The organism is Flavobacterium sp. FG139, from assembly GCF_057809695.1.
In genome coordinates, this window is sequence record NZ_JBMDKL010000002.1 from 55,008 (window position 1) to 79,998 (window position 24,991).

At 33.5% G+C, this 24,991-nt stretch carries 20 protein-coding genes; 18 read left to right on the forward strand and 2 right to left on the reverse strand.

The annotated features are described in order from the left end of the window. Positions 1-75 precede the first annotated feature (75 nt). Positions 76-267: a cold-shock protein gene (locus ACODSI_RS01685; RefSeq protein ID WP_488915109.1), complete on the forward strand. Its 192-nt coding sequence runs from the start codon at positions 76-78 to the stop codon at positions 265-267. Between the two features lie 137 nt (positions 268-404). Here ACODSI_RS01685 and ACODSI_RS01690 read toward each other — a convergent pair whose 3' ends face one another. After that, a complete protein-coding gene (locus ACODSI_RS01690) occupies positions 405-1,883 on the reverse strand; it encodes a Fic family protein (protein ID WP_488915110.1) in 1,479 nt (492 codons plus the stop codon). 574 nt (positions 1,884-2,457) lie between these two features. Here ACODSI_RS01690 and ACODSI_RS01695 point away from each other — a divergent pair. Next, complete coding sequence (locus tag ACODSI_RS01695) at positions 2,458-3,303, forward strand: RteC domain-containing protein (RefSeq protein WP_488915111.1); 846 nt, start codon at positions 2,458-2,460, stop codon at positions 3,301-3,303. A 72-nt stretch (positions 3,304-3,375) separates the two neighbouring features. Here ACODSI_RS01695 and ACODSI_RS01700 read toward each other — a convergent pair whose 3' ends face one another. Next, positions 3,376-4,092 carry a hypothetical protein gene (locus ACODSI_RS01700; protein WP_488915112.1) on the reverse strand — a complete coding sequence of 239 codons (717 nt, stop codon included), beginning with the start codon at positions 4,090-4,092 and terminating at the stop codon, positions 3,376-3,378. 379 nt (positions 4,093-4,471) lie between these two features. On the opposite strand from ACODSI_RS01700, the gene ACODSI_RS01705 reads away from it, so the two are divergent. The 16 genes from ACODSI_RS01705 (at position 4,472) to ACODSI_RS01780 (ending at position 24,990) form a co-directional block, all read left to right on the forward strand. Beyond that, the gene (locus ACODSI_RS01705; RefSeq protein ID WP_488915113.1) at positions 4,472-6,205 is read left to right on the forward strand and encodes a helix-turn-helix domain-containing protein; all 1,734 of its coding nucleotides are present in this window, start codon (positions 4,472-4,474) and stop codon (positions 6,203-6,205) included. 262 nt (positions 6,206-6,467) lie between these two features. Beyond that, entirely contained in the window at positions 6,468-6,758 is a 291-nt protein-coding gene (locus tag ACODSI_RS01710) for a helix-turn-helix domain-containing protein (protein ID WP_488915114.1), read from the forward strand. A gap of 201 nt (positions 6,759-6,959) precedes the next feature. Continuing rightward, complete coding sequence (locus ACODSI_RS01715; protein WP_488915115.1) at positions 6,960-7,823, forward strand: transcriptional regulator; 864 nt, start codon at positions 6,960-6,962, stop codon at positions 7,821-7,823. Continuing rightward, complete coding sequence (locus ACODSI_RS01720) at positions 7,756-8,418, forward strand: AAA family ATPase (protein WP_488915116.1); 663 nt, start codon at positions 7,756-7,758, stop codon at positions 8,416-8,418. The genes ACODSI_RS01715 and ACODSI_RS01720 overlap by 68 nt, the downstream gene beginning before the upstream one ends. A 103-nt stretch (positions 8,419-8,521) precedes the next feature. Then, positions 8,522-9,154, forward strand: coding sequence for a hypothetical protein (locus ACODSI_RS01725; RefSeq protein ID WP_488915117.1), 633 nt, complete (start codon positions 8,522-8,524; stop codon positions 9,152-9,154). Between the two features lie 107 nt (positions 9,155-9,261). Beyond that, positions 9,262-9,633 (forward strand): hypothetical protein, encoded by a 372-nt coding sequence (locus tag ACODSI_RS01730; protein ID WP_488915118.1) that lies wholly within the window; start codon positions 9,262-9,264, stop codon positions 9,631-9,633. A gap of 156 nt (positions 9,634-9,789) precedes the next feature. Further along, complete coding sequence (locus tag ACODSI_RS01735) at positions 9,790-10,659, forward strand: DUF3347 domain-containing protein (RefSeq protein WP_488915119.1); 870 nt, start codon at positions 9,790-9,792, stop codon at positions 10,657-10,659. A 9-nt stretch (positions 10,660-10,668) separates the two neighbouring features. Then, the gene (locus tag ACODSI_RS01740) at positions 10,669-11,718 is read left to right on the forward strand and encodes a YncE family protein (RefSeq protein WP_488915120.1); all 1,050 of its coding nucleotides are present in this window, start codon (positions 10,669-10,671) and stop codon (positions 11,716-11,718) included. A gap of 105 nt (positions 11,719-11,823) precedes the next feature. Continuing rightward, entirely contained in the window at positions 11,824-12,531 is a 708-nt protein-coding gene (locus ACODSI_RS01745; RefSeq protein WP_488915121.1) for a DUF3347 domain-containing protein, read from the forward strand. After that, positions 12,532-12,990, forward strand: a complete 459-nt coding sequence (locus tag ACODSI_RS01750) for a heme-binding domain-containing protein (RefSeq protein ID WP_488915122.1) — start codon at positions 12,532-12,534, stop codon at positions 12,988-12,990. Beyond that, positions 12,983-14,233 (forward strand): hypothetical protein, encoded by a 1,251-nt coding sequence (locus ACODSI_RS01755; RefSeq protein WP_488915123.1) that lies wholly within the window; start codon positions 12,983-12,985, stop codon positions 14,231-14,233. Before ACODSI_RS01750 ends, ACODSI_RS01755 begins: the two co-directional genes overlap by 8 nt. 4 nt (positions 14,234-14,237) lie before the next feature. Beyond that, positions 14,238-14,798, forward strand: a complete 561-nt coding sequence (locus ACODSI_RS01760; RefSeq protein WP_488915124.1) for a helix-turn-helix domain-containing protein — start codon at positions 14,238-14,240, stop codon at positions 14,796-14,798. Positions 14,799-14,875: 77 nt separating this feature from the next. Continuing rightward, complete coding sequence (locus ACODSI_RS01765) at positions 14,876-17,413, forward strand: heavy metal translocating P-type ATPase (RefSeq protein ID WP_488915125.1); 2,538 nt, start codon at positions 14,876-14,878, stop codon at positions 17,411-17,413. Between the two features lie 12 nt (positions 17,414-17,425). Further along, positions 17,426-19,954 (forward strand): multicopper oxidase domain-containing protein, encoded by a 2,529-nt coding sequence (locus tag ACODSI_RS01770; protein ID WP_488915126.1) that lies wholly within the window; start codon positions 17,426-17,428, stop codon positions 19,952-19,954. A gap of 303 nt (positions 19,955-20,257) precedes the next feature. Continuing rightward, positions 20,258-20,572: a DUF6660 family protein gene (locus tag ACODSI_RS01775; protein WP_488915127.1), complete on the forward strand. Its 315-nt coding sequence runs from the start codon at positions 20,258-20,260 to the stop codon at positions 20,570-20,572. A gap of 95 nt (positions 20,573-20,667) precedes the next feature. Further along, positions 20,668-24,990 carry a CusA/CzcA family heavy metal efflux RND transporter gene (locus ACODSI_RS01780; protein ID WP_488915128.1) on the forward strand — a complete coding sequence of 1,441 codons (4,323 nt, stop codon included), beginning with the start codon at positions 20,668-20,670 and terminating at the stop codon, positions 24,988-24,990. The last annotated feature ends 1 nt before the right edge of the window (position 24,991 follow it).

Genomic DNA, 24,991 nt, shown 5'->3' on the forward strand with positions numbered 1-24,991 from the left:
TACTTTAAAAAATTTATAGTAAACTCCTGAAAATCAATAATAAAGACTACCTTCGCAACTTAATAATTTATTTTTATGAACGAAGGAACCATTAAATTTTTCAATGAAGCCAAAGGCTTCGGATTCATTACGCCAAGCAATGGCGGAGCAGACTTATTTGTACATGTAACAGGCCTAAATGGCCAAGTGCGTGAAAACGACAAAGTGTCTTATGAAGTATCGAACGGTCAAAAAGGACCAAACGCAACCAATGTAAACGTTATCTAAGAAATATAGTTACTAGTGTTTATCAAAAGCCAATCCTAAGGATTGGCTTTTTTTGGTTCTCTTATTAAGTACTTCCATAGCTAAAGGTCAATTTATGATTGTGTAGTGTTACGCAATTAAAATAGATACCAAGTTAACTACTCAACTATTTTTAATCTTGCTTCATCATGTTCTTTAAAAGCATTGCTAGCTTCCAATATAGCTTCTAAACCATCCATACTTTCTGCATTCAGTGTAGCACTAAATTCTTGTGCCCTTTGCAGCATTCTTATATATACCGTGGGGTCATTTTTCCGGGTCAAAATCCGTAAAGCACCTAAATAATCATCACGGTAAACCGTCGGGATTATAATACGGGTTTCACCAGCATTGACCAGTTCCGCATTCATCATAACTCGGGCAATTCTTCCATTACCATCCAGAAACGGATGTATTTCACTTATGATAAACATCATATAAGCTGCTCTGGCAAAAGGGTCTGTCAAAGCTTGATAAAAGTTGAATGCTTCTATCAAAGTACCTCTTACCAAATCAAAAGGAACAAAATGGGTATTACCCGCTCTGTTGTTTTTATCCTTAAACTCTCCGGGCTTCTTTGAGGTCCGGGCAGATAATAATATTTTATGTCGGTATTGAATAATGTGTAGTAAATCATCCGGCGTTGCTGGAATTATACTTATTTCTTTTATATCCCGTACTATATTATAGGTGCCCAGTATGTCATGAGAATCTTCATCACGGTCTGGCATAGGTGTTTCCGTCGCAATAATTTGTTTAGCTTCATCCAGTTCAAATATGGTTCCTTCGATATAATTGGAAAAATACGCTTCAAAAAAAGCAAAATTTCGGAATGCCGCTTTACTCAGATTTTGATCCGGTCTACTAACAAACTCTTGTTGCTTCAAAGCAATAAATAATATTTCAAAAAGGCGCAATCTGTTTTCATCAAATGGTCTGCCAAATACTCTTGCAATAGCTGATGAAGAACTTAATATTTTTGATGGTTTTGTAGATAATAAAGCACCTATGAGCTTATCTAGTTTTATGAATTCAGCTTGCATTCCTAAAGATTCAGACAATACCCTCGCTTTATCTCTTATGGCATTGAGTCCGTCTTCACCATTTACCTTTATTACTTGTTCTAGTTTATCCTCTAGCTCTGGTAAAGTTATTGTTTTTGAATCAGGGCCTGGTTGCCGTGATACCTGAAGGTTTTCAAGGAACGCCCGCTCTTTTTGCGAAACAAATAATTCTCCATTAAAAGAATTATCTCCTTCAACTGGCGGCGGTCCTTCCATAAAGCGCAAGGTTAAACCAGGTAGCTCTATTTTTTTGGTGTAGGTATACGTAATAAAAAGATGTCCGCTCAAAGTTGGCTTAAATTCCAATGCCGACCTATGGCTCAATAAGGCACCCGGATAAAGCGTCCCTAATATTTTAGGGTAATGTTTCCGGATAATAACTTCCGGACTATCTTCCAGATTTGAAGTATAAATTCTCGGAGCTATTTTCCGGATACTGCCCGTTCGCTCCAATTTAGATAATTGCTTACTAACTGATGAATCACTCGAAGAAAATAGTATTTCTGGTAGCTTATTTTGTAAAATATTTTCCATTATAATTACTTTGCAACACAAATTTAGAAAATATTTTCCATTATAAATGTATTTTTAGAAAATATTTTCCATTATAAAACAAAGACAACATCAAAAATATTCCACTATAAACCATAAACAATCATAAAAAGGAAAATATTTTCCATTATAAATACATTTATAGAAAATATTTTCCATTATAAAGCTTTTCTGCGTATTCGGTAGCTAAGTTCTAATCCTTATTACTGCTGTGCTCTTTCAAAAACCGTTCAACTTCTCTTAGTATATGCTCATCGGCTAACCTGTGCGCTTCAAGAAATCGCTTATGATCAAGCTTTAGTTCCCCAAAAAAGAGAAAAACAAGCAGAAAAAATAATAGTACTGATGGAAGTAGCGCAATCATTTTTAAAGATTTAAATTATTACCGCTTTTTTTCAGTGATTATAAAGTTTAAATACCTCATTATTGAAAAAATACACTATTCAATTCGGGAAAATATAGTATTCAATTCGGGAATCCAACACCAAACCACTTGCACCCACCACCCCACTCCAATAGATTTGCCTTCTGTCAAATAACATCCAACGCGTTGCAAATGAAACTATTTTCCGAATCCCTGTTAACTGAGTTAGAAAGCCACTTAGAAGCTGTTCATTCTAAAACAGCTAATCCTATTCAATATGCAGAACAAGCAATAAAAATACTGATACCGGCATTTGAAAAACTCAAAACAGAATTTCTAAAATACCAATTTGAAAATAAAGCCGAAGAAATCAATTTCTTTCGAGAAAGCAAACCGCAATTCGCGGCCAAACTTATTTATTACAACGAAATCTATAATATTGAAACGAGCAAGCCATTGGGCACAAAAAAGATGATTAGAAAACATCTTAATACGGAATTAATAAAATTGCAAACCTATTTCAATGAAAATAAGGAGTTTTACAAATACCTCAGAACAGGTAATCGTAGTTTAGACAACAAATACTTTCTTAGAGGCAAACATCATTTGTGCCACACTTTAGATAGCTTTTACTTTCAGGCAGACCATCGGTTCTCTACTTCACACGATTATAAAGTAGCACGAATTTTGGCAAATGATAAAATTAAAATCTTTTTAGAATCCGAAATTTTAAAACTGGAAAATAAACCCAATCACAACGGAACAAATGCTACACTAAAGAAAATTCAAAAATGGACCGGTTCAAAAGTGGCTTTAGTCGAGTTAATATATGCACTACATACCGAAGGAGTTTTCAATAACGGAGCTTCTGAACTCAAAGAAGTCTTTTCTTTTTTTGAAACTGTATTTGAGGTCGATTTAGGGCAATTCAACCGAACTTTTCTTGAAATCAGAACCCGAAAATCTGAAAGAACCAAATTCCTAAATACCTTAAAAGAAAAGCTTATCCTCCGCATGGATGATGCCGACGAAAATTAATAAGGGCTGCCGAATAGCAACTGCCCTTATCTAAAATCTTGCATCTTGCCTTCTGCTTTCTGCTTTCTTTCTCTAATTCTGAGCTATTCCAGTCACAAGTCCCATCACAATAGCTTCTGCAGAACCATATTCAGCCCCATCAGCTGCGGCAATTACATTACCCACAAATATAATCCAATCAGGATCAGTATTCTTTTTAGGTTTCTTCTTAGCTAGATAGGTAGAATGTCTAGCAATCGAGGTAGTAATTAAGATAATCTGTTTATCCCGTGCAGTCAGCAAAGTAGTATTGAGAATTCCCTTTTCATATTCCGAAACAAACTGATAAAGGTCGTCAGAGGTACTTTCACCATTAAAAGTTGTCAGTAAAGAATTAATAAATGTGGTAAAGCTCAATTGAGCTCCTGCACTTAAAGTAGAATTTGATATGACATCACCCACACAAGTTTTGGAATGATCCAAAAGATATTGAACCCGTTCAACCGATACGGGGTGATACGAAGAAGTTTTAATGCTAATGAAATTGGCATTAGTATTGGCTAAAGCTTCAACCCTACTAATAATAGCAGAAAGGTTTTTTGGGTTACTAGTATTCTCATAATACGATTCGAAAAGGGCATTGTGAATCCAACCAGCAGTATCATAAGGATTGGCAGCATTTCTAGGCAACTCACTTGCAATACGGTGGAATTGTTCTTTATTAGTGGTTTGTTCTAGCGATAGGTCTGAAGCCGTATCACAGGAAATAAAAAAAGTCAAAATGAATACACAGGTATAAATTGTTTTCATGTTAGTTAATGTGTTAAAATGTTACTGATTACTTTTTTTCATCAGTTCATTTCGCCCGGGGTAATCTGAACTAGGTTTTGGTTTTGCTTATAACAAAACCGTTTGAATTCAAGGCAAAACTAAGGGGCGTTTTTACGTCCCACAAGTCATTAACTCCACCATTCGGGAATATAAAATGTACCATTCCCGAATGCAACACCAATTAGTTATAACTAAATAACAACCCATCAATAACTTACATTACAATTACAATTTTCTCAATTTAGGACTACAATTCGTACAGTTTTAGAATATTTTTTTTACATTTATTCGCAACAAATAGAGCCTAAATCACAATTATTTTCCTTTTTTTAATGCATTAAGTAACAATTGTTTAAAAATGACTAAAAAAACACACCTATATAGTATTCTTTACTTATCCTTCAATTTTCTAGGCGCTCAACAAGTGAATACCAAAACACAGGACTCGCTTAGTAATAAAAATTATGAGCATTTAAGTAAGGTAATTTCCAACACTGAAATAAATACCAATAAATCACAGATATATGTAAAAGCCTGGCTAAAAAAAGCCAAAGCGGAAAAAAATTATCGTCAGTTAGCGCGAGCATACAAAGCTCAAATTCATAACAGTAGAAAAGAATTTAGAATAGCATACGCTGATAGTATGGTAAATGCTGCAAAGCTTACAAATGAAATTGAATTAATTGGCTCAGCATACATGACAAGAGGAATAGTCTTTTATGATCATAAAGAACAAATTAAAGCACTCGACAATTATTTAATAGCAGACAAATACATTTCTCAAACAGATGATCAATACTTAATTTTTAAAGTAAAATATGGAATAGCCCAAACCAAATATTACCTAGGATTCTATGAGGAAGCAATAAGCCTATTCAGAGAATGTATTGACTATTTTAAAGAAGAAAACGATCGTGCTTATCTCAATTCGCTACATTGTTTAGGCTTGTGTTATAACCATATAGGAAATTATGAGTGGTGTACCATAACCAATCAAATGGGCATAGATGAAGGAAGAAAACTAGAAAACCTCGAAATGGAACCCTATTTTATTCATTCAGAGGGCGTAAATCTCTGTGGAAAGCACAAGTACAAAGAAGCAATAAAAGAATTGAACAAGGCTTTGCCAAACATAATTAAGGTAAAAGATTTTGCAAACGAAACGGTTGCTTACTTCTATATAGGAAAATCCTATTGGGAGATGAAGCAAGAAATAAAAGCAATAGCCTATTTTAAAAAAGTAGATAAAACCTTCGAGAAGGAAGGATACATCCGACCTGATCTGCGCGAAGGTTATGAAAGGTTGATTGATTATTATAAAAATCAAAACGATACAAAATCACAATTATTCTATATCAACCAACTGCTAAAAGTGGATAAAGTGCTAGGGCAAAACTACAAATACCTACTGCAAAAAATTGTCAAAGAATACGATACTAAAGAATTACTAAAGTCAAAGCAAGACATTGAAAAAGCTATGACATTCAGAACTAGTGTGGGGTTTAGTATAATTGGTGTACTGATTATTGTTATTGTAGTATTAATCAATAGACATTTCAAAAACAAAAGATTGTTTGAAGAAATAATGAAACGAGATACTTCAAAACCTGCTACTAGTGAAAACAATAATTCGCAAAAGGGTATTGAAGAAATAATAGGAACCAATAGTGATAGCATTAATAGTGCAGAAAACAGCGACAAGCAAAATACACAGGAGATTAGCCCAGATATAGAAATAGGTATTGTAAAAAAGTTAGAGAAATTTGAACAAAATAAAAAGTATCTAGAAAAAGACATGACACTTACCAAAATGGCATCTTTATTAAATACAAACACAAAATACGTTACTAAGATTATTGCCAAACACAGAGGAAAAGGTACTATTGAGTACATAACGGATTTAAAAATAGACTACATAATCCACATTCTAAAAACAGAAAGTAAATACAGAAACTACACCAACAAAGCTTTAGGAGAAGAAGCAGGTTTTGGTTCCACTCAAAATTTTACTAAATCATTCAAAGAAAGAAATGGAATTTCCCCAACCTACTTTATTTACAAATTAAAAAAGTCAATAAATACAGGTAATTAGCAATAAATTGTATTTTTTTCTTTCACAACTTGTGATTGACTTGTGAAATAAAAATTTCCAAATCACACAATTTTGCATTACCGGTTAATATTCAAAATTGCCTTAAAGAAATTGAGGCTTTTTTTCTTTATTCAATAAAGAAAAATCAAGCATAGCATGGCTACGTTTTATTTTTATTTTGAAGAAGAAAGGAAAAAAGGCCAATTTACTAAGGTTATTTTGGGTGTTAATCGGTAAAATATAACAATGTAAAACATAAATTATGGCAGTAGAAATTATTACTAAGCAAGACCTTGAAGATTTCCGCACATTACTCTTAAATGACATTAGGGAAATTTTCCAAAGCAAAACAGAGCAAACTAGACAATGGCTCAAATCCAAAGAAGTCCGCAAGCTATTAAACATTTCTCCAGGAACACTCCAAACCCTTCGTATCAACAAAACATTATCCTATACTAAAATTGGCGGTATCCTCTATTACGACAATGACGATATAGACAAACTACTATCAGCCAACAAAGTCTCCGCTAACCCAACGCTCTTCAAAAAGTAAAATTTCTAATTATTGAGTAAAAGACCTTGGAGTTCGGAATCGAGCGTCAAATATTCGAAAAATTCGTAAAAAGAAAAGCTGTCTGAGCGAAGCGAGTTCTTTTCTTTTAGAATTTGAGAATTAATTTGACCGATGAGAACTCTAGTCTTGACCTTTTGTTTCTTTTGGGTCAAGCCAAAAGAAAACATAACAACTACAAATATGAATTATATAAAACACCTCACAGGCTTTTTTGATAAAGTAGCCAAAGACAGAGCATTGAATCCAACACATGTAAGTCTATACATGTCACTGTTTCAGTTCTGGAATTGCAACCGGTTCAAAAATCCGATAAGTATTTCCCGTGATGAAGTAATGCGAATTAGCAAGATCAGTTCCAAAGCTACGTATCACAAATGTCTCAAAGCATTACATGCACAAGGCTATATTAAATACGAACCTTCCTATAATCCATTCAAAGGTAGCCATGTTTTTTTATTCAATTTTTCGGATGATCTAAAGCCTTTACCAAAAAATACAAGTTCAAATTTTAACCCAGTTGATGAACAAGTAGTGAACAAGTCTTGTACTGGTTCTGAAACAAGTACTGAACAGGTTGATGAACAAGTCGTAGTACCTTATATAAACAATACAAACAATACAAACGATTTAAACAATTCAAACAGTTTAAACTTGGACGAGCCCGAAAAAAAAATTGAAGAAGATCAATTCATTTTTAAAAATTCGGAAGTACAAGAAAAAGAAAAAGGTTCCGCTGAAAAAGAAAAAGATGTAATGACTTCAAATTTGTCATCCCGAGCGCAGTCGAGGGAACTCAATCCAGCTTTAGAAGATGTATTAAATTATTTCCTCCAACAAAACTTCCCAGAACTGGAAGCCCATAAATTCTACAATTACTTTTCAAGTGTTGGTTGGCTAGTCGGTGGAAAAATACCAATGGCTGACTGGCCAGCAGCTGCCAATAACTGGATGTTAAACGCACCTAAATTCATTTCAAATGAACGAACAGACAGAACAAAACAACTCGACACCTCAGCAAATAAAGACTATTCAGAACCTCTATAGCTATGAGGATATTGTCTTGTGGATTGAAAAAAAAGGTGCTGAGCTCTATGGTAATCATTTCAAAATCCTTGAAATCGATTATCCAATCATATACAAACTCATAGCCTATTTTCTAAAAGATGAGCCAACATGTTTTCAATATGGGATAAACCTCAACAAAGGAATTCTCCTTTCTGGTCCTATTGGTTGCGGCAAAACTTCACTAATGAGCATCATGAAATACCTAACGCCAACAGAACACAAATTTTTCGTAAAACCATGCCGGGATATAAGCTTTGAATTTATCCAGGACGGCTACCAAATCATACACAAATACAGTAAGGGGAAATTATATGAATCAGAACCTAAAATAATTTGTTTCGATGATTTAGGAATAGAGAACAACTTAAAATATTACGGTAACGAATGTAATGTGATGGCAGAAATATTGTTAAGCCGCTATGATGTTTTTATTGCAAAAAGAATTCCAACTCACATCACTACTAATTTATCAGCATCAGAAATAGAAACCCATTACGGCAAGAGGGTGAGAAGCCGAATGCGGGAACTTTTCAATTTAATAGCTTATGATAACAACACTAAAGATAAACGTTAGGGACGAGCGTAAAAAAACAGTTCAGTGAACTGTTTTAGCGAAGTAGCCAGGCGGCGCGATGGCATTTTGTAATCGAATCAAATAACTTAAACAAAATTTTATTATGAAAAAAGTAGAACATTTTTGGTCCTGGTTCAGTGGCCACCAATCAAAATTAAAAAACCTAATCACATTAAGCGCAAAAGAGAAAAAGCACTATGTCCATTGGCTTGATTGGCACCTCCATTTTTATGCTCCAGGGGTAGATTTTATCCTGATATTTCCTAACCGCAAAAATGAAAAAACACAAATGATTATCTCAGCCAACGGTAATCCTGATTTTTTTAATAAAGTGGAAGAAGTTATAAAATCTGCACCTAAACTAAAAGATTGGGAATTTATTGCATTCGTTCAACCTTCCGCAGCTATTGACGAAATGGAAGCCGGATTGGACAAACCTTATATATTCAAAGACATAAACCTCAAGGCAAGTGAACTTAAATTCATGCCTTTTGAATATGAAGATTCAAAAAAGATTGACATGATTGTTTACCTAAAGAATTATACGGTGCATTGCAATAATAAAAACCTACTTGAGGCAGTATTCATTATCATGCAGGACATACTAGGGGAAAAATCTTTGTATGAAAATATCAATTTCGTAGAATTAGCGCAAATGCCGGAACAGGAAGATGATGAATTGATTTACCTCTACGATTTGCAATATTATCTTGACGAGATAAATACAAAAAAATAAAATCAATTATGGTCTTTGAATAATTCACAACAAAACATGATGATTTAACAAATGTTTAGTGAAATATCAATTCAATTTAATTATTTTTGTGACGTTTAGTTTTAAAAATGAAAAAATACCACTTCATATTACTTCTGTTATTAGGCATATTCTTTATGCCTAATAACACTTATGCTTGTGGTACATGCTCGGCGGACAAGCACTCAGCAAAAAAAGAAATTTCATCAAAAGCAGACAAAGACAGTTGTTGTGAAAGCACCAATCATTCCAAAACAAAAAATCATGAGGGTTGCGGCGGAAAATGTGGTCATTCAAAATGTGCCTGTCCATCAGCAATAAGTGGCTTTACAGTTTCTTCTGAATTTATTTTAAAAAATAATAGTTTTGATTTTTCTCTAGAAAAACAAAAATTTTCTAATACTGAAACCGCTATTTCTTCTGGTTTCTATTTCCTTTGGCTAATCCCAAAAATAAGCTAAAATCCTTTTTTGACAGCCATAAGTGTGTCAAATAGAAAGCATAATTTGCTTTTAAATTCATTTATTTTTTCGGTTAATTCAATTTCAAAATTTCGGCATAATACGCCATGTTTTGTGATGGTTTAACTAATTCAATTTAAAATTAATTTCATAACAATGAACTCATTAAATAAAATAATGATGGCAATCCTAGTATTGCTGTCAGGAGTATCAAACGCACAAATAAAAAATGCTAAAACCGAAACAGTTAAAATCTATGGTAACTGTGGGATGTGCAAAACCAAAATAGAAAAAGCAGGGAATCTGAAAAATATTGCTCAAGTCGATTGGAATGAAGATACCAAAATGGCAACCCTAACTTATGATGAAAGCAAAACCAATCAAGATGAAATACTAAAACGTATTGCTCTTGTCGGTTATGATAGTGAAAAATTTCTTGCTCCTGCTGATGCTTATTCAAAACTTCCCGGCTGTTGCCAATATGACCGAGAGGCAAAAGTTCCAGTAAAAGTAGATGCGGTATCAGGAGCTACTAAAATGGTAATGAATGACCACACTACAATGTCTGAAAATCAAGACCCGAGCAATAGCGAACTGACGAAGCAAAGCAATCAATTACAATCAGTATTTGATAACTATTTCTTATTGAAAGAGGCGCTAGTAAAAACAGATGCTAAAACAACTGCAGCTAAATCAAAAGAGCTACTAACTTCAGTCGAAGCGGTAAAAATGGAAACGTTGAAAATGGAGGTTCACATGGTTTGGATGAAAGTACTGAAAGATTTGAAAGCTGATGCGAAAAGTATTTCAGAAACACAAGACATCAAAAAGCAAAGAGATTCTTTTAAATCATTATCTAAAAACACGTATGAATTGATAAAAGTTTCAAAACCTACAGAGCCTGTATATTATCAATACTGCCCTATGCAGGATGCTAATTGGTTAAGCAAAGAAAATGCAGTTAAAAACCCATACTATGGGTCTCAAATGTTGACTTGTGGTAAAACAGTAGAAACAATTAAATAAAATAACGAAATGAAAAAAACAAATTCAATTTACACCATAGCAACTGTAATGGTTGTAATTTTTACATTAGCTTCTTGTTCAAAAGATAATAATACAGCTACACCATTAAATGTAGATTATCCTGCGGCTTATGTAGTCAATGGTCAAGATGCAACAGTTTCAGTAATAAAACTATCAACAGGTGAAGTAACCGGAACAATATCGTTTCCTAGTGCTGACATGATTACTTGGCCACACCATATTGTTTACCATCAAGGGCATTTAGCGTTAGGAGTTCCCGGAATGGATTTTAGCGCTGGTCATACAATAACGGGTACAATGCCCGGAAAAATGTTAGTTTTAAATGCAACAACAGGTGCAGTTTTAGAAAATTTAGATTTGCCTGTAATGAATCATAACACTATCTATTCTCCAGATGGTACAGAAATTTGGGTACCACAAATGGATATGGATGGAAAAGTATTGGTTTACAATGCAACTACTTACGCATTGATGACCACAATTACAGTTGGAATGATGCCCGCAGAATTAACATTTTCATCTGATGGTACAAAAGCGTATGTGGCTAATGGAGACGATGATACAGTTTCTGTAATCAATGTCGCTACAAAAGCAGTTATCACTACTGTTAATGTTGGAGATAATCCAGTTGGTGCTTGGACAGGGAGCAACGGACAAATGTTTGTTGACAACGAAGACGGACAATCTATTTCTGTAATTAATGTCGCTACAAATGCAGTTGACCAAACTATTGCTCTAGGTTTTATGCCAGGTATCGCTGCTCACAATGGGGTTAAAAATGAATTATGGGTTACTGACCCTATGAATGCAAAAGTACACTACTACACTTGGGATTCGGGTATGGGAATGTGGATGGACGCAGGTGTAATAAATGCTGGGAATGGAACTCATGCAGTTGCTTTTACAACCGATGGAAACACAGCTTATGTCACTAATCAATCAGCCAAATCAGTTTCAGTAATAAACGTTACAAATCATACAGTTACCAAAACAATAACTGTAGGTAACAAACCAAATGGTATCGTTTTAAAAATGTAATTATAAAAATGAAAAAAACACTAAACATATTAAAGTGGATTTTCAAAAAAATATTTATTAAAAAATGTTGCCAATAGCAACGATAACTATTTAAAATATAAAAAAATGAAAAATATAATCCTTTCAGCCATAGCAATGGCATTTGTTCTAGTTTCTTGTAATCAAAAAAATAAAGAAGCTTCAACAACTAATTCAGAAAAAACAGAAAGTACCTCACAGTTATATGCGTGTTCAATGCACCCAGAAGTAACAGGAAAGAAAGGCGATAAATGTTCAAAATGTGGCATGGAATTAACCGAGCCAGTTCCAACCGCAGAGTCAAAAACGACTGATACAATAGCAAAAACTGGAGCAACTGTTGATAGTGCTACAGTAACTCCAAAAGACTATGTAAGTGACATTGTAACGTGCTACATAAATCTTAAAAACAATTTAGCAAAAGATGATTCTAAAGGTGCTGCGGATAACGGAAAATTATTATTGGCATCGCTTAACAGATTTGATACAAAAACGCTAAATGCAGAACAGAAAAAAGAATATCTTGATATTGCCGATGATGCTAAAGAAAACGCAGAACATATCGGAGATAACGCTGGTAAATTAGAACATCAAAGAGAACATTTTGTATTGTTAAGCAAAGACATCAACGATTTAATTAAAACGTTTGGGTCACACAGAAAGCTATACCAAGACTATTGTCCTATGGCAGATGATGGCAAAGGTGCGATTTGGATAAGTGAAATTAAAGAAATCAAAAATCCATATCAAGGTAGCAAAATGTTAACTTGTGGTTCTGTTAAAAAAACATACTAAATGAAAAAGCTCATCAAAAAAATAGCAGTTATTGGGTTCATTATTTTTTTGCTGATGCAATGCTATCAACCTGCTCGTAACACTAGTTACGAGCAGTATTTTTCATCAAATTTTACTGAAGTATATAAAGTGCCAAAGAATATTGAAACTACTTTAAGAACTTCCTGCTACGATTGCCATAGTAATAATACTAATTACCCTTGGTATTCCTATATACAACCTGTTCGTTTCTTTATGGACGGACATATTAATGAGGGGAAAAAAGAATTGAATTTCAATGAATATGGAAATTACTCAAAACGAAAACAAGAGAATAAATTAGACCGAATGATAAAGCAAATTAAAAAAAACGAAATGCCTTTGAGTTCTTATACTTTGATTCATAAAAATGCAATACTTAAAGCCAAACAAAAAGAAGAAATAATCAATTGGATAAATACACTTAATAAAGATGAGTAACCTAACACAAATCATTCAGCAATACAAAAACGACAACGAAAGTGTTTACAATACTTGGTTTGTTGACAATGACCAAAGACTAAAGGCATTCCGAACAATTAGACGTGGTGTTTTACAGGTTATTGAAGACATAAAAAACAAAAACTTCCCAAACGATTTTAAAGAAAGTAGTTTAGAGTTTGTATTGAGTTGTATTGCAGAACAAAAGCAAGTTTTCGTTGGAGTTGCACATCCTTTTTATTGGAAACCAAAATTGCGCATCCCCGATATTTATGAAAATCAAACCAACAAAATCGCTTTTGGGCAGTTCCTCGAAAATTGCATCAATGCTAAAACCGAAGAACAAGTAGTAAAAGAGATTGTAAAGTTAGATACACTCAAAATCAAAGGTCTTGGTCCTGCGGTCGCCAGTATTTTATATTTCATACATCCCACTTGGTTTCCACCATTCAATACGGCTATTCTCAATGGGTTTAATTTTTTATACAAAGACAAAAAGAAACTTGGCAGTTGGACAGAATATCTAAAAATTCGTGAAACACTTCTCGAAACCAACAATGCACATAAAACCGATTTATCAAATGATTTAGGCGCAATAGCAGGACTGTGTTTTGAAATTGGAACGCAAAAAATGTTGATTGGTAATGATGAATATTTAAGTGAAGAGGAACGTAATAAGTTTGAAAAAAACATAGTAAAACGCCAAAAAGAAATTCAAGAAGAAAAGCAGGAAGAAAATTTACATAGTGAAATGCAATACCATTTATTAAAAATTGGAGCTTCATTAGGTTTTGATGTTACACCTGCCAGTAATGATAAAAGTAAAGCTTTCAATGGACAAAGTTTTTCTTTTATCTCTATGAGCAAATTCCCTGAATTACCATGTGATAAAGATACGCAAAACACTATTAAACTAATTGATGTCCTTTGGTTTGAAAAAGGAACTAACAATATTATTGGTGCGTTTGAGGTAGAAAAAAGCACTAGCATTTATTCGGGAATTTTACGCCTTTCCGACCTCTATTTTAGTATTTCTGATGGTGATGAAGTGTTTTATATAATCATTCCAGACAGTCGAGAAAAAGATGTAATTCAGCAACTCAACAGACCTGCTATAAAAAATTCAAAAATGTGTATCAAATACATATTGTTTTCAGAATTGAGAGCCAATTGTGATGCGATTTGCAAATTCGGAACAGATCATTCCATTATGGATAAAATAGCAAAATCAATTTTAACCTAATAATATGAAACTGTACATAAAAAATATGGTTTGTAGTCGCTGCAAAATGGTTGTGAAATCTGTGTTTGAAAATATAGGTATTAATCCTATTGTAGTTGAATTGGGTGAAGTTGAATTGGAAAATAATATTAACGAAAACCAAAAACAGGAATTACTAAAAAACCTTCGTGCAATTGGTTTTGATTTAATCGATGATAGGAAAAGTAAAACTATTGATAAGATTAAAACCCTCATTATTGATTTGGTTCAGAATAAAAACAACGATTTGAAAAGCAATTTATCCGATTATATTTCACAAGAACTGCATCAGGACTATAATACCTTGAGCAACCTGTTTTCAGAAGTCGAAAATACTACTATAGAGAAGTATTTTATGAATCAAAAAATTGAAAAAGTAAAAGAGTTAATTATCTATGATGAACTGTCATTAAGTGAAATTGCTTATTCTTTAAATTACAGCAGCGTTTCTCATTTAAGTAACCAGTTCAAGAAGATAACAGGCTTTTCTCCAACCTATTTCAAAAATTTAAAAACCATCAAACGAAGACAAATTGAAGATTTATAAATCTTGCAAATCAAACCCAGAATTGTGCAACTCCATAATAATGATATACGGGAAATTTGTATTAAAATAACAAAAAGATGATACATACTTACAACATTACCGGAATGACTTGTGATGGTTGCCGCACCAAAGTCGAAAAAACATTGAATGCTATTGATGGCGTTGAAGCTAAAGTTTCATTAAACCCACCAATCGCAACTATAACTATGGAAAAGCACATTCCAACAGCACAATTTCAAGAAGCATTAACAGCAGTTGGAAAATACACCATAGAAATGACTAATAGCAAAATGTCAGAGCAATCAGCAACGAATGAGGTTACTACAAAATCTTGTTGCTCTACACATTCTCACAGCGATAAAAAAGAAATCAAAACACCCATTAATGCTAATGGAAAATACTATTGTCCAATGCACTGCGAAGGCGAAAAAGTCTATGACAAAGCAGGCGATTGTCCCGTATGTGGAATGGATTTAGTCAAAGCACCAGAGTTGACAGTTAGCAAAACTTTGTACACTTGTCCCATGCACCCAGAAGTTATTAGTGAAACTCAGGGTTCATGTCCAATTTGCGGAATGGATTTAGTACCTATGAATCCAACTGACACCGAAGACCAAAAAAAGTATAAGGATTTGGTTAAGAAAATGAAAATAGCGGTTGTATTTACAGTTCCCATTTTCGCTATTGCAATGATAGAAATGGCACACAACAATCCTTTATTCAGAATAATGGATGCTCCAAAATGGAATTGGGTGCAATTGATATTATCGCTTCCTGTGGTTTTTTATGCTTGTTGGATATTCTTTGTTCGTGCTTGGAAATCAATAATCACATGGAATTTGAATATGTTCACGCTTATCGGAATTGGTACAGGAGTAGCATTTGTATTTAGTTTAGTCGGAATGTTTTTTCCCGATATTTTTCCAAGTGAATTTAAGACAGAACATGGAACAGTATTACTCTATTTTGAAGCTACAACTGTCATTCTAACTTTGGTTTTGTTGGGGCAATTGTTAGAAGCGAGAGCGCATAGTCAAACCAGTGGAGCGATAAAAGAATTATTAAAATTGGCTCCTACTGAAGCTACTTTGGTTATTGATGGAAGCGATAAAGTAATCTCGATTCACGACATCAAAAAAGGTGATTTATTAAGAGTAAAACCCGGAGACAAAATACCTGTTGACGGAAAAATTACCGATGGCGAAAGTAGCATTGATGAAGCTATGATTACAGGCGAACCAATACCCGTTGATAAAAAGAAAGATGATAATGTTATCGCCGGAACAATTAACGGTAATAAATCATTTGTAATGATAGCTGAAAAAGTAGGTTCAGAAACCTTGCTTTCTCAAATCGTGCAAATGGTAAATGATGCTTCTCGTTCCAGAGCACCAATTCAAAAATTAGCCGATAGTATCGCAAAATACTTTGTGCCAATTGTTGTAATTATTTCCGTCATTACCTTTTTATTTTGGGCAAAATTTGGTCCCGAACCTGCATTAGTTTACGGATTTATAAATGCTATTGCCGTTTTAATTATTGCCTGTCCTTGTGCTTTAGGATTGGCAACTCCAATGTCAGTGATGGTTGGTGTTGGCAAAGGTGCGCAATCAGGCGTTTTAATAAAAAATGCGGAAGCTTTAGAGAATATGAATAAGGTTAATGTTCTAATAACTGATAAAACAGGAACCATTACAGAGGGGAAACCATCAGTAGAAAAAATTTATTCGTCAAATAACAACGATAATGATTTATTACAAAGCATTGCTTCGTTAAACCAGTATAGTGAGCATCCATTGGCGCAAGCTGTTGTGAATTATGTAAAAACAAAATCTATTTCATTAATTGATGTTAAAGATTTTGAAGCCGTTGCAGGCAAAGGAGTTACAGGAACAGTAACCAATAAAAAAGTAGCATTAGGAAATAAAAAACTAATGGAACAAGTAAAGGCAAATGTTTCAAATGATTTGGAAAACAAAATTATTGCCGAGCAAAAACTAGGAAAAACCGTTTCATATATTGCTGTTGATGGGGTTGCAGTTGGTTTTGTATCAATTACCGATGCAATTAAAATATCAAGTAAAGAAGCTATAGAAGAGCTGATGCGTCGAGGAGTTGAAGTAATAATGCTAACTGGCGACAATATAAATACAGCCAAAGCTGTTGCTGATGAATTAAAATTATCATCCTACAAAGCAGGATGTTTACCCGAAGATAAATTAAACGAAATTAAACGTTTACAATCCGATGGAAAAATTGTAGCGATGGCAGGCGATGGTATAAATGATGCACCTGCTTTAGCACAAGCTAATATAGGAATTGCAATGGGAACAGGAACTGACGTAGCCATTGAAAGTGCCAAAATCACATTAGTAAAAGGAGATTTACAAGGTATAGTGAAAGCCAAGAATTTAAGCCACGCTGTTATGAGAAATATTAAGCAGAACTTATTTTTCGCATTTTTCTATAACGTGTTAGGTGTTCCAATTGCAGCGGGGGTTTTATATCCATTTTTCGGAATTTTACTATCTCCTATGATTGCCGCTTTAGCCATGAGTTTTAGTTCCGTTTCAGTAATTGTAAATGCCTTGCGCTTAAGAAGATTACAACTTTAAAAAAACAAAAAGATGAAAATTAAATTATCAATAATTATTGTTCTCCTAACTTTCGCTCATATAGCTACTGCTCAAGATATGAAAGGCATGGATATGGGTAAAAAAGAAAAACAACAAACGTTCTATACTTGCATAATGCACCCAGAAATTCACGAAAGTAAACCTGGCAATTGTCCTAAATGCGGGATGGTTTTGATTAAAGAAAAATCAAAAACCACTAATAAGGCAGTAGAGACCAAAAAAATAGTTTCAGAACCTAAAAAAGTAATTCAAGAACAGAATAATGAAGTTCAAAAAACTCCAGTTTCATACAAAGCAGAACCAGTAAAGGAAAATAAAGTAAAAACAATTTCTAAAACGGTTCGTTACGATTTATACGTCCGTGATACTATTGTAAATTTTTCGGGAAAACAAAAACGCGCAATAGCTGTAAACGGTCAAATTCCAATGCCAACCTTAACTTTTACTGAGGGCGATATTGCCGAAATATATGTACATAACGAGCTAAATGAAGAAACATCAATGCACTGGCACGGTTTATTTTTACCTAATCAATATGATGGAGTACCTAATCTTACTCAAATGCCAATAAAACCCCATACTACACATTTATATACTTTTCCAATAATTCAACACGGAACCCATTGGTATCATAGCCACACAGGTTTACAAGAGCAAATCGGAATGTATGGTTCATTCATAATGAATAAAAAAGCTGAGGATCCAACATTTAGAAAAGGAATTGATGATTTGCCAACACTTCCGATAATTTTAAGTGAATGGACAGATTTAAAACCCGAAAATGTTCATAGAATGTTACACAATGCTACGGATTGGTTTGCTATCAAAAAAGGCACAACACAAAGCTATGCCGAAGCCATAAAACAAGGATATTTTAAAACTAAAATAGCTAACGAATGGAAACGAATGAATGCTATGGATGTGAGCGATGTGTATTATGAAAAATTTCTAATCAACGGTAAAAACGAAAGTCAATTATCACAATTTAAAGCGGGAGATAAAATTCGTCTAAGAATTTCAAATGGTGGTGCTTCAACCTATTTTTGGCTTACCTATGCGGGCGGGAAAATCATGGTAGTTGCTAATGATGGTAACGATGTAGAACCCATCGAAGTCGATAGATTAATAGTGGCTGTTTCCGAAACCTACGATATTATTGTAACCATTCCGGCAGATAAAACCAGTTATGAACTTTTAGCCACTCCGGAAGATAGAACAAAATCAACCTCAATATATATTGGAGCTGGCATTAAGCAATTGGTTTCTCCAATGCCAAAACTGAAATATTTTGAAGGAATGAAAATGATGAACGGCATGATGAAAATGAACGGTGACTTAGACGATATGGGAATGCAAATGTCATTGAACCAAATGGATATGAATGTGGTAATGTACCCAGAGATTACGGGTGAAACCAAGAAAAAGGCAGATGATAAAATGGGTAAAATGAAAATGAGTGCTGATGATTACAACAGCAACGAACTTTCAGATATTACAACCCTAAATTATCAAATGCTCAAATCTCCAACAAAAACAACACTTCCAAAAGATGCACCCGTAAAAGAATTGCATTTTGAACTTACCGGGAATATGAACCGATACGTTTGGAGTTTAGACAACAAAGTAGTTTCCGAAACCGATAAAATCTTAATCAAAAAGGGCGAAAACATTAGAATGGTAATTCACAACGGTTCCATGATGCGCCACCCAATGCACTTACACGGACACGATTTCAGAGTACTCAATGGTCAAGGCGATTATGCGCCACTCAAAAACATAGTAGATATAATGCCAATGGAAACCGATACTCTTGAGTTTAATGCCAATGTTGAGGGAGATTGGTTCTTTCACTGTCATATTCTCTACCACATGATGAGCGGAATGGGACGTATTTTTACTTATGAAAACCAAGCAGCAAATCCAGAAATTCCAAATCCAAAATTAGCGCAACGAAAACTATTTGCCGATGATAGAAAATTTCATTTTATGGGGGAAGATAATATTGCAACCAACGGAAATGAAGGTACCGCAATGATTGCTAATACACGTTGGAAAATTAGCACACTTTGGCATTTAGGCTACCACGATATGCACGGTTACGAAAGTGAAACTATGATTGGTAGATATTTCGGCAAAATGCAATGGCTATACCCATACATTGGTTTTGATTATCATTATAAAATGGAGGGAGGTCCAAAAAATATTTTTGGTAGCGAAGAAAAAAACTGGTTTGGACAAACCAGCAATAAAAACAATCGACACACACTAATAGCAGGTATTGCTTATACTTTACCTATGCTATTTATTGCTGATTTACGAATTGATGGCGATGGCAAATTTCGTTTTCAGTTAGGTAGAGAAGATATTCCTGTTTCAAAACGATTAAGAGCGATGATTATGATTAATACTGATAAAGAATATACAACGGGCTTAAAATATATTTTCACAAGAAATTTAGGCGTAACAACTCATTATGACAGCGATATGGGTATAGGGTTTGGAATGAATTTGAATTACTAAAAATAAAAATATTATTTTTACATCTGTGAACCAATCATTATTAATTTATAATTATAGACTTGATTAGAATTAATATTTTTTCTCACTACAATTCCAATTACATCAAAATTATTTTAGAGCAATTATATAATGGTAAAAAAAATAACACATAAAAAAGCACCAATTAAAAGACCAATAATAGGATTTGGTGTAGTTCGAGTAATATTGATTACTTTAGCTTGTTCAATTTTGATTTTAGGAATAGTAGCAAGAGTTTTGCATTACTTTAACAATCATTAAAATATAATTGCTATTTTTGCAACAATGAAAATTTTTAATATAATATTATCAATTTTAGTCCTTCTACTTTCTTGTATGCCTTGTGCAGATAAGGAACAAGTATTTTTATACAATGATGTAACTGTAAAAACAAGCCCTAAACAGCACCTCGATAATGATGCTTGTTCGCCATTATGTATCTGTAACTGTTGCGGTTGTCAAGGTTTTTCTTCTAATAATACTTACAATTATACTTTTTTTTCTGTTAAAACCATAATAGACAAAAAAATACCTGAATACAAATCAATACTTACTTCCAATTTCTTCGGAAGTATTTGGCAGCCACCACAAATAGTATAATTAAGCCCGAGTAATTTCGGGTTAGAAACTCGTGACCTTTTCACAAATAATAGCAAAAGAAATTTTGCTAATTTCTAATTCATTATACTATTTCAATGTTAGACAAAATAATTCACTTTAGCATAAATAACAAGTTCATCATTGGTTTGATGACTTTATTTCTAATCATTTGGGGAGTTTGGAGTGCATCCAAATTACCAATTGATGCCGTACCAGATATTACAAACAATCAAGTACAAATTATTACGCTTTGCCCAACATTGGCAGGGCAAGAAGTAGAACAATTAGTAACTTTTCCAATTGAGCAAAGTATAGCAAATCTTCCTGATTTAGAAGAAACTAGAAGTATTTCGCGCTTTGGTTTATCAGTAATCACTGTTGTTTTTGATGATGATGTCAATATTTATTTTGCTCGTCAATTAATTAGTGAGAGACTTAAAGAAGCCATTAGTCAAATACCTCAAGGTATTGGGACACCTGAATTAGGACCAGTGAGTACAGGACTTGGTGAGGTGTATCAATATATTTTGCATCCAAAAAAAGGAAGTGAAAATAAATATTCCGCAATGGATTTACGTTCTATGCAAGACTGGATAGTAGCAAGACAACTTAACGGAACTCCTGGAATTGCCGAAATAAATAGTTTTGGTGGAAAATTAAAACAATATGAAGTTGGCGTAAATCCAAATCGTCTCAAAGCAATGGGAGTAACTATTCCAGATATTTTTAACGCTTTAGAAAAAAACAATCAAAATACAGGTGGTGCATACATAGATAAAAAACCAAGTGCATACTTTATTCGAGGTGTTGGGTTAGTTACTTCGCTTGAAGATGTAAAAAATATCGTAGTAAAAAGCAATCCTAATAGCGTTCCTATTTTTATAAAAGATGTTGCACAAGTGCAATTTGGAAACGCTGTAAGATATGGTGCGATGACTTACAATGGTAAAGTAGATGCTGTAGGTGGAATCGTGTTGATGCTAAAAGGAGCTAACAGTAACGAAGTAGTGCAAAGAGTAAAAGATAAAATGATTATCATTCAAAAATCATTACCTGATGATGTGGTTGTCGAACCTTTTATTGACAGAAGTAAATTTGTAAATCGTGCTATTGAAACTGTAGAGAAAAACTTAATCGAAGGAGCATTAATTGTAATTTTTGTTTTAGTCCTATTTCTCGGAAATCTGCGAGCTGGACTTATTGTTGCTTCTGCAATACCGTTGTCTATGCTTTTTGCGTTAGCATTAATGAAAATATTTGGAGTAAGTGCCAACCTAATGAGTTTAGGTGCCATAGATTTTGGTCTAATTGTAGATGGTGCTGTAATTATTGTCGAAGCCTCTTTATATTTTCTCGAGCACAATAAAAGCAAAACGGCACTCACACAAATTGAAATGGATAGTGCTGTTGAAAATAGTGCTAAAAAAATGATGAGTAGTGCTGCATTTGGACAAATCATTATTATGATTGTTTATTTCCCTATTTTATCATTAGTGGGTATTGAAGGAAAAATGTTTGGACCAATGGCAAAAACCGTTTCATTTGCCATCATAGGTGCAATGATACTTTCATTAACATATATTCCGATGATGAGTGCCTTGTTTTTACCAAAAAACATCAGTCATAAAAAAACATTTTCTGATAAAATGATGGATTTCTTGTACAGCAAGTACGAACCGCTTTTGGTAAAAGTAATTGCAATAAAATATAAAGTAGTTGGTATTACTGTTGCCTTATTATTAGTTACCTTTTTTATCTTTAGTAAAATGGGTGGTGAGTTTATTCCAAATCTAGCCGAAGGAGATTATGCGTTTGAATTTAAAATGCCACTTGAAACATCTTTATCTCAAAGTATTGAAACTTCAATGCAAGGAGCAAGAATCGCCAAGCAATTTGATGAAGTAAAAATTGTAGTAGGAAAAACAGGTGCAGGAGAAGTACCAACTGACCCAATGCCACCAGGTGCAACAGATATGATGATAATTCTAAAACCGCAAGACGAATGGAAATCTGGACGATCTTATGATGAATTGGGCGATGCGTTAGAAGAAAAGTTGAGCGTAATACCTGGTGTTTTTATAGAAAAAAGCCAACCCATTCAAATGCGTTTCAATGAATTGATGACGGGAATTAAACAAGATGTAGCGATAAAAATATTTGGCGAAAATTTAGATAGTCTTTCTGTTTATGCTAAAAAAGTAAAAGATGTTATTATAAAAGTGAAAGGAGTTTCCTCGCCACAAGTCGAGCAAGTTGACGGTTTACCACAAATTAATATTGAGTACGACCGTTTACGAATCGCAAATTATGGACTAAATGTTGAAGATGTAAATGGTATCGTAAGTACTGCTTTTGCAGGAAAAGCAGCTGGAGTAGTTTTTGAAAATGAGCGAAAATATGATTTAGTAGTGCGTTTAGACAGTACATCACGAAGAAGTATCGATGATGTAAATAATCTGTTGATACCAACACCTACTGGCAGTCAAATTCCATTATCTCAAGTGGCAAAAATAGATTTTAAATTGGGTCCAGCACAAATAAGCCGTGAAGCAGGAAAACGTAGAATCGTTATTGGTTTCAATATTCAAGATAGAGATGTTCAAAGTGTGGTAAATGAAATTCAAGGCAAGTTGGCAACAAAAGTAAAATTACCTTCGGGCTATTATTTTACTTACGGAGGTACATTTGAAAATTTACAAAAAGCATCCAATCGTTTGATGATTGCAGTACCAATTTCATTATTACTCATTTTTATGCTTTTGTATTTTACATTTAATTCTATGAAACAAGCCAGTTTGATATTTTCTGCAATACCTATGAGTGCTATTGGTGGCGTATTTGCATTATTGCTACGAGGAATGCCCTTTAGTATATCAGCGGGTATCGGATTTATTGCCTTATTTGGTGTAGCCGTATTAAACGGAATTGTATTAGTTGGCACTTTCAATCAACTCGAAAAAGACGGTTGGAATGATGTAATAAAACGTGTTATTGAAGGAACAAAAATTAGGTTACGCCCAGTTTTAATGACCGCTACCGTGGCATCATTGGGCTTTTTGCCAATGGCATTATCACATAGTGCAGGTGCCGAAGTGCAAAAACCACTAGCGACAGTAGTTATTGGTGGCTTACTTTCTGCAACGTTTTTAACTTTATTTGTATTACCACTTTTATATATAATTTTCAATTCTAAAATTAATTTATCATTGAAACCAAAAGTAAATATAATTACAACAATTTTAGTAATTGGATTGTTTTTATCTTTTAATAACAGTCAGGCACAATCCAGAAAAAGTATTGATGAAGTTTTGAATTTAGGTTTAAAAGACAATTTACAATACAATATAAATCAATCACAAATCACCAAAAATCAGTTTTTGATAAAAGGAAACAAAGAATTTCCTAAAACAGGTTTTTTTATAGAAAATGAAGATTTGCGTCCATCAGATAAATCAGGGATTTTGAAAATAGGTTTGCAACAAAGTTTTTTTATGCCACAAGTAAACCAATCCAAGAAAAATTATTACAAAGAGCAAACTAAATATTTTGAAATAAACAAAGAAGTAATCAATACGGAACTGAAAAAAAATATTCGGTCAGTATATTATCAATTGTGGTATTTACAAGATAAAACGGCTTTGTATCAAAGATTGGATAGCATTTATATAGTTTTGCTAAAAACTACTATTGTAAAAGTAAAAACAGGCGAAAGTGCAGGTATCGAAAAAATTTCAGCAAACGTAAGGTTGAAAGAAATTGAAACCAATATTATGCAACTTCAAAAAGAAATCCAAGTACAACAACAGGCATTAATGCAATTACTAAATAGTTCAGAAGCTATTTTACCACTTTCTAAATCGTTAGAAAAATTAGATTATGGATTACAAAATTCATCAGAAAACCATCCTAATCTTCTTTTATTACAACAAAATGTAGCCATTGCCAATAGTGAAATTGCGATACAAAAAAGCAGTCGTTTGCCAGAATTTTCAGGTCGTGTTTTTTCACAAAAATTATATGGTTTGCAAGATCCTTACACAGGTTTTTCATTTGCAACGTCATTTCCAATTTTTGGTAATGGTGCAATTAGTAACAAAATAAAAGCTGCTAAAAAAGAAAAAGAAGTACAGGAGCAACAATTGCAATATCAGTCACAAATTTTAAAATCATCTTTGGCACAAAGACAAACCGAAGTAGAAAAAAGTTTATCTGGATTACAATTTTACGAAACTTCGGGTTTACAACAGGCAGACGAAATTATAAAAGCCGCAAATCAATCCTATAAAGCTGGAGAAATTAGTTACGCCGATTTTTCACTGTATTTAAGTCAAGCCATTGAAATACGAAAAAACTATTTAGATAATTTGAATGCTTATAACCAAGCAATTATCGAATACAATTATTTTACAAATAAATAAA

Coding starts and splice junctions, on each gene's coding strand:
- ACODSI_RS01720 (WP_488915116.1), top strand. CDS start 7,756: ATGAACGAACAGACAGAACAAAACAACTCGACACCTCAGCAAATAAAG.
- ACODSI_RS01730 (WP_488915118.1), top strand. CDS start 9,262: ATGAAAAAATACCACTTCATATTACTTCTGTTATTAGGCATATTCTTT.
- ACODSI_RS01725 (WP_488915117.1), top strand. CDS start 8,522: ATGAAAAAAGTAGAACATTTTTGGTCCTGGTTCAGTGGCCACCAATCA.
- ACODSI_RS01695 (WP_488915111.1), top strand. CDS start 2,458: ATGAAACTATTTTCCGAATCCCTGTTAACTGAGTTAGAAAGCCACTTA.
- ACODSI_RS01765 (WP_488915125.1), top strand. CDS start 14,876: ATGATACATACTTACAACATTACCGGAATGACTTGTGATGGTTGCCGC.
- ACODSI_RS01735 (WP_488915119.1), top strand. CDS start 9,790: ATGAACTCATTAAATAAAATAATGATGGCAATCCTAGTATTGCTGTCA.
- ACODSI_RS01775 (WP_488915127.1), top strand. CDS start 20,258: ATGAAAATTTTTAATATAATATTATCAATTTTAGTCCTTCTACTTTCT.
- ACODSI_RS01710 (WP_488915114.1), top strand. CDS start 6,468: ATGGCAGTAGAAATTATTACTAAGCAAGACCTTGAAGATTTCCGCACA.
- ACODSI_RS01690 (WP_488915110.1), bottom strand. CDS start 1,883: ATGGAAAATATTTTACAAAATAAGCTACCAGAAATACTATTTTCTTCG.
- ACODSI_RS01750 (WP_488915122.1), top strand. CDS start 12,532: ATGAAAAAGCTCATCAAAAAAATAGCAGTTATTGGGTTCATTATTTTT.
- ACODSI_RS01755 (WP_488915123.1), top strand. CDS start 12,983: ATGAGTAACCTAACACAAATCATTCAGCAATACAAAAACGACAACGAA.
- ACODSI_RS01700 (WP_488915112.1), bottom strand. CDS start 4,092: ATGAAAACAATTTATACCTGTGTATTCATTTTGACTTTTTTTATTTCC.
- ACODSI_RS01705 (WP_488915113.1), top strand. CDS start 4,472: ATGACTAAAAAAACACACCTATATAGTATTCTTTACTTATCCTTCAAT.
- ACODSI_RS01745 (WP_488915121.1), top strand. CDS start 11,824: ATGAAAAATATAATCCTTTCAGCCATAGCAATGGCATTTGTTCTAGTT.
- ACODSI_RS01685 (WP_488915109.1), top strand. CDS start 76: ATGAACGAAGGAACCATTAAATTTTTCAATGAAGCCAAAGGCTTCGGA.
- ACODSI_RS01740 (WP_488915120.1), top strand. CDS start 10,669: ATGAAAAAAACAAATTCAATTTACACCATAGCAACTGTAATGGTTGTA.
- ACODSI_RS01780 (WP_488915128.1), top strand. CDS start 20,668: ATGTTAGACAAAATAATTCACTTTAGCATAAATAACAAGTTCATCATT.
- ACODSI_RS01760 (WP_488915124.1), top strand. CDS start 14,238: ATGAAACTGTACATAAAAAATATGGTTTGTAGTCGCTGCAAAATGGTT.
- ACODSI_RS01715 (WP_488915115.1), top strand. CDS start 6,960: ATGAATTATATAAAACACCTCACAGGCTTTTTTGATAAAGTAGCCAAA.
- ACODSI_RS01770 (WP_488915126.1), top strand. CDS start 17,426: ATGAAAATTAAATTATCAATAATTATTGTTCTCCTAACTTTCGCTCAT.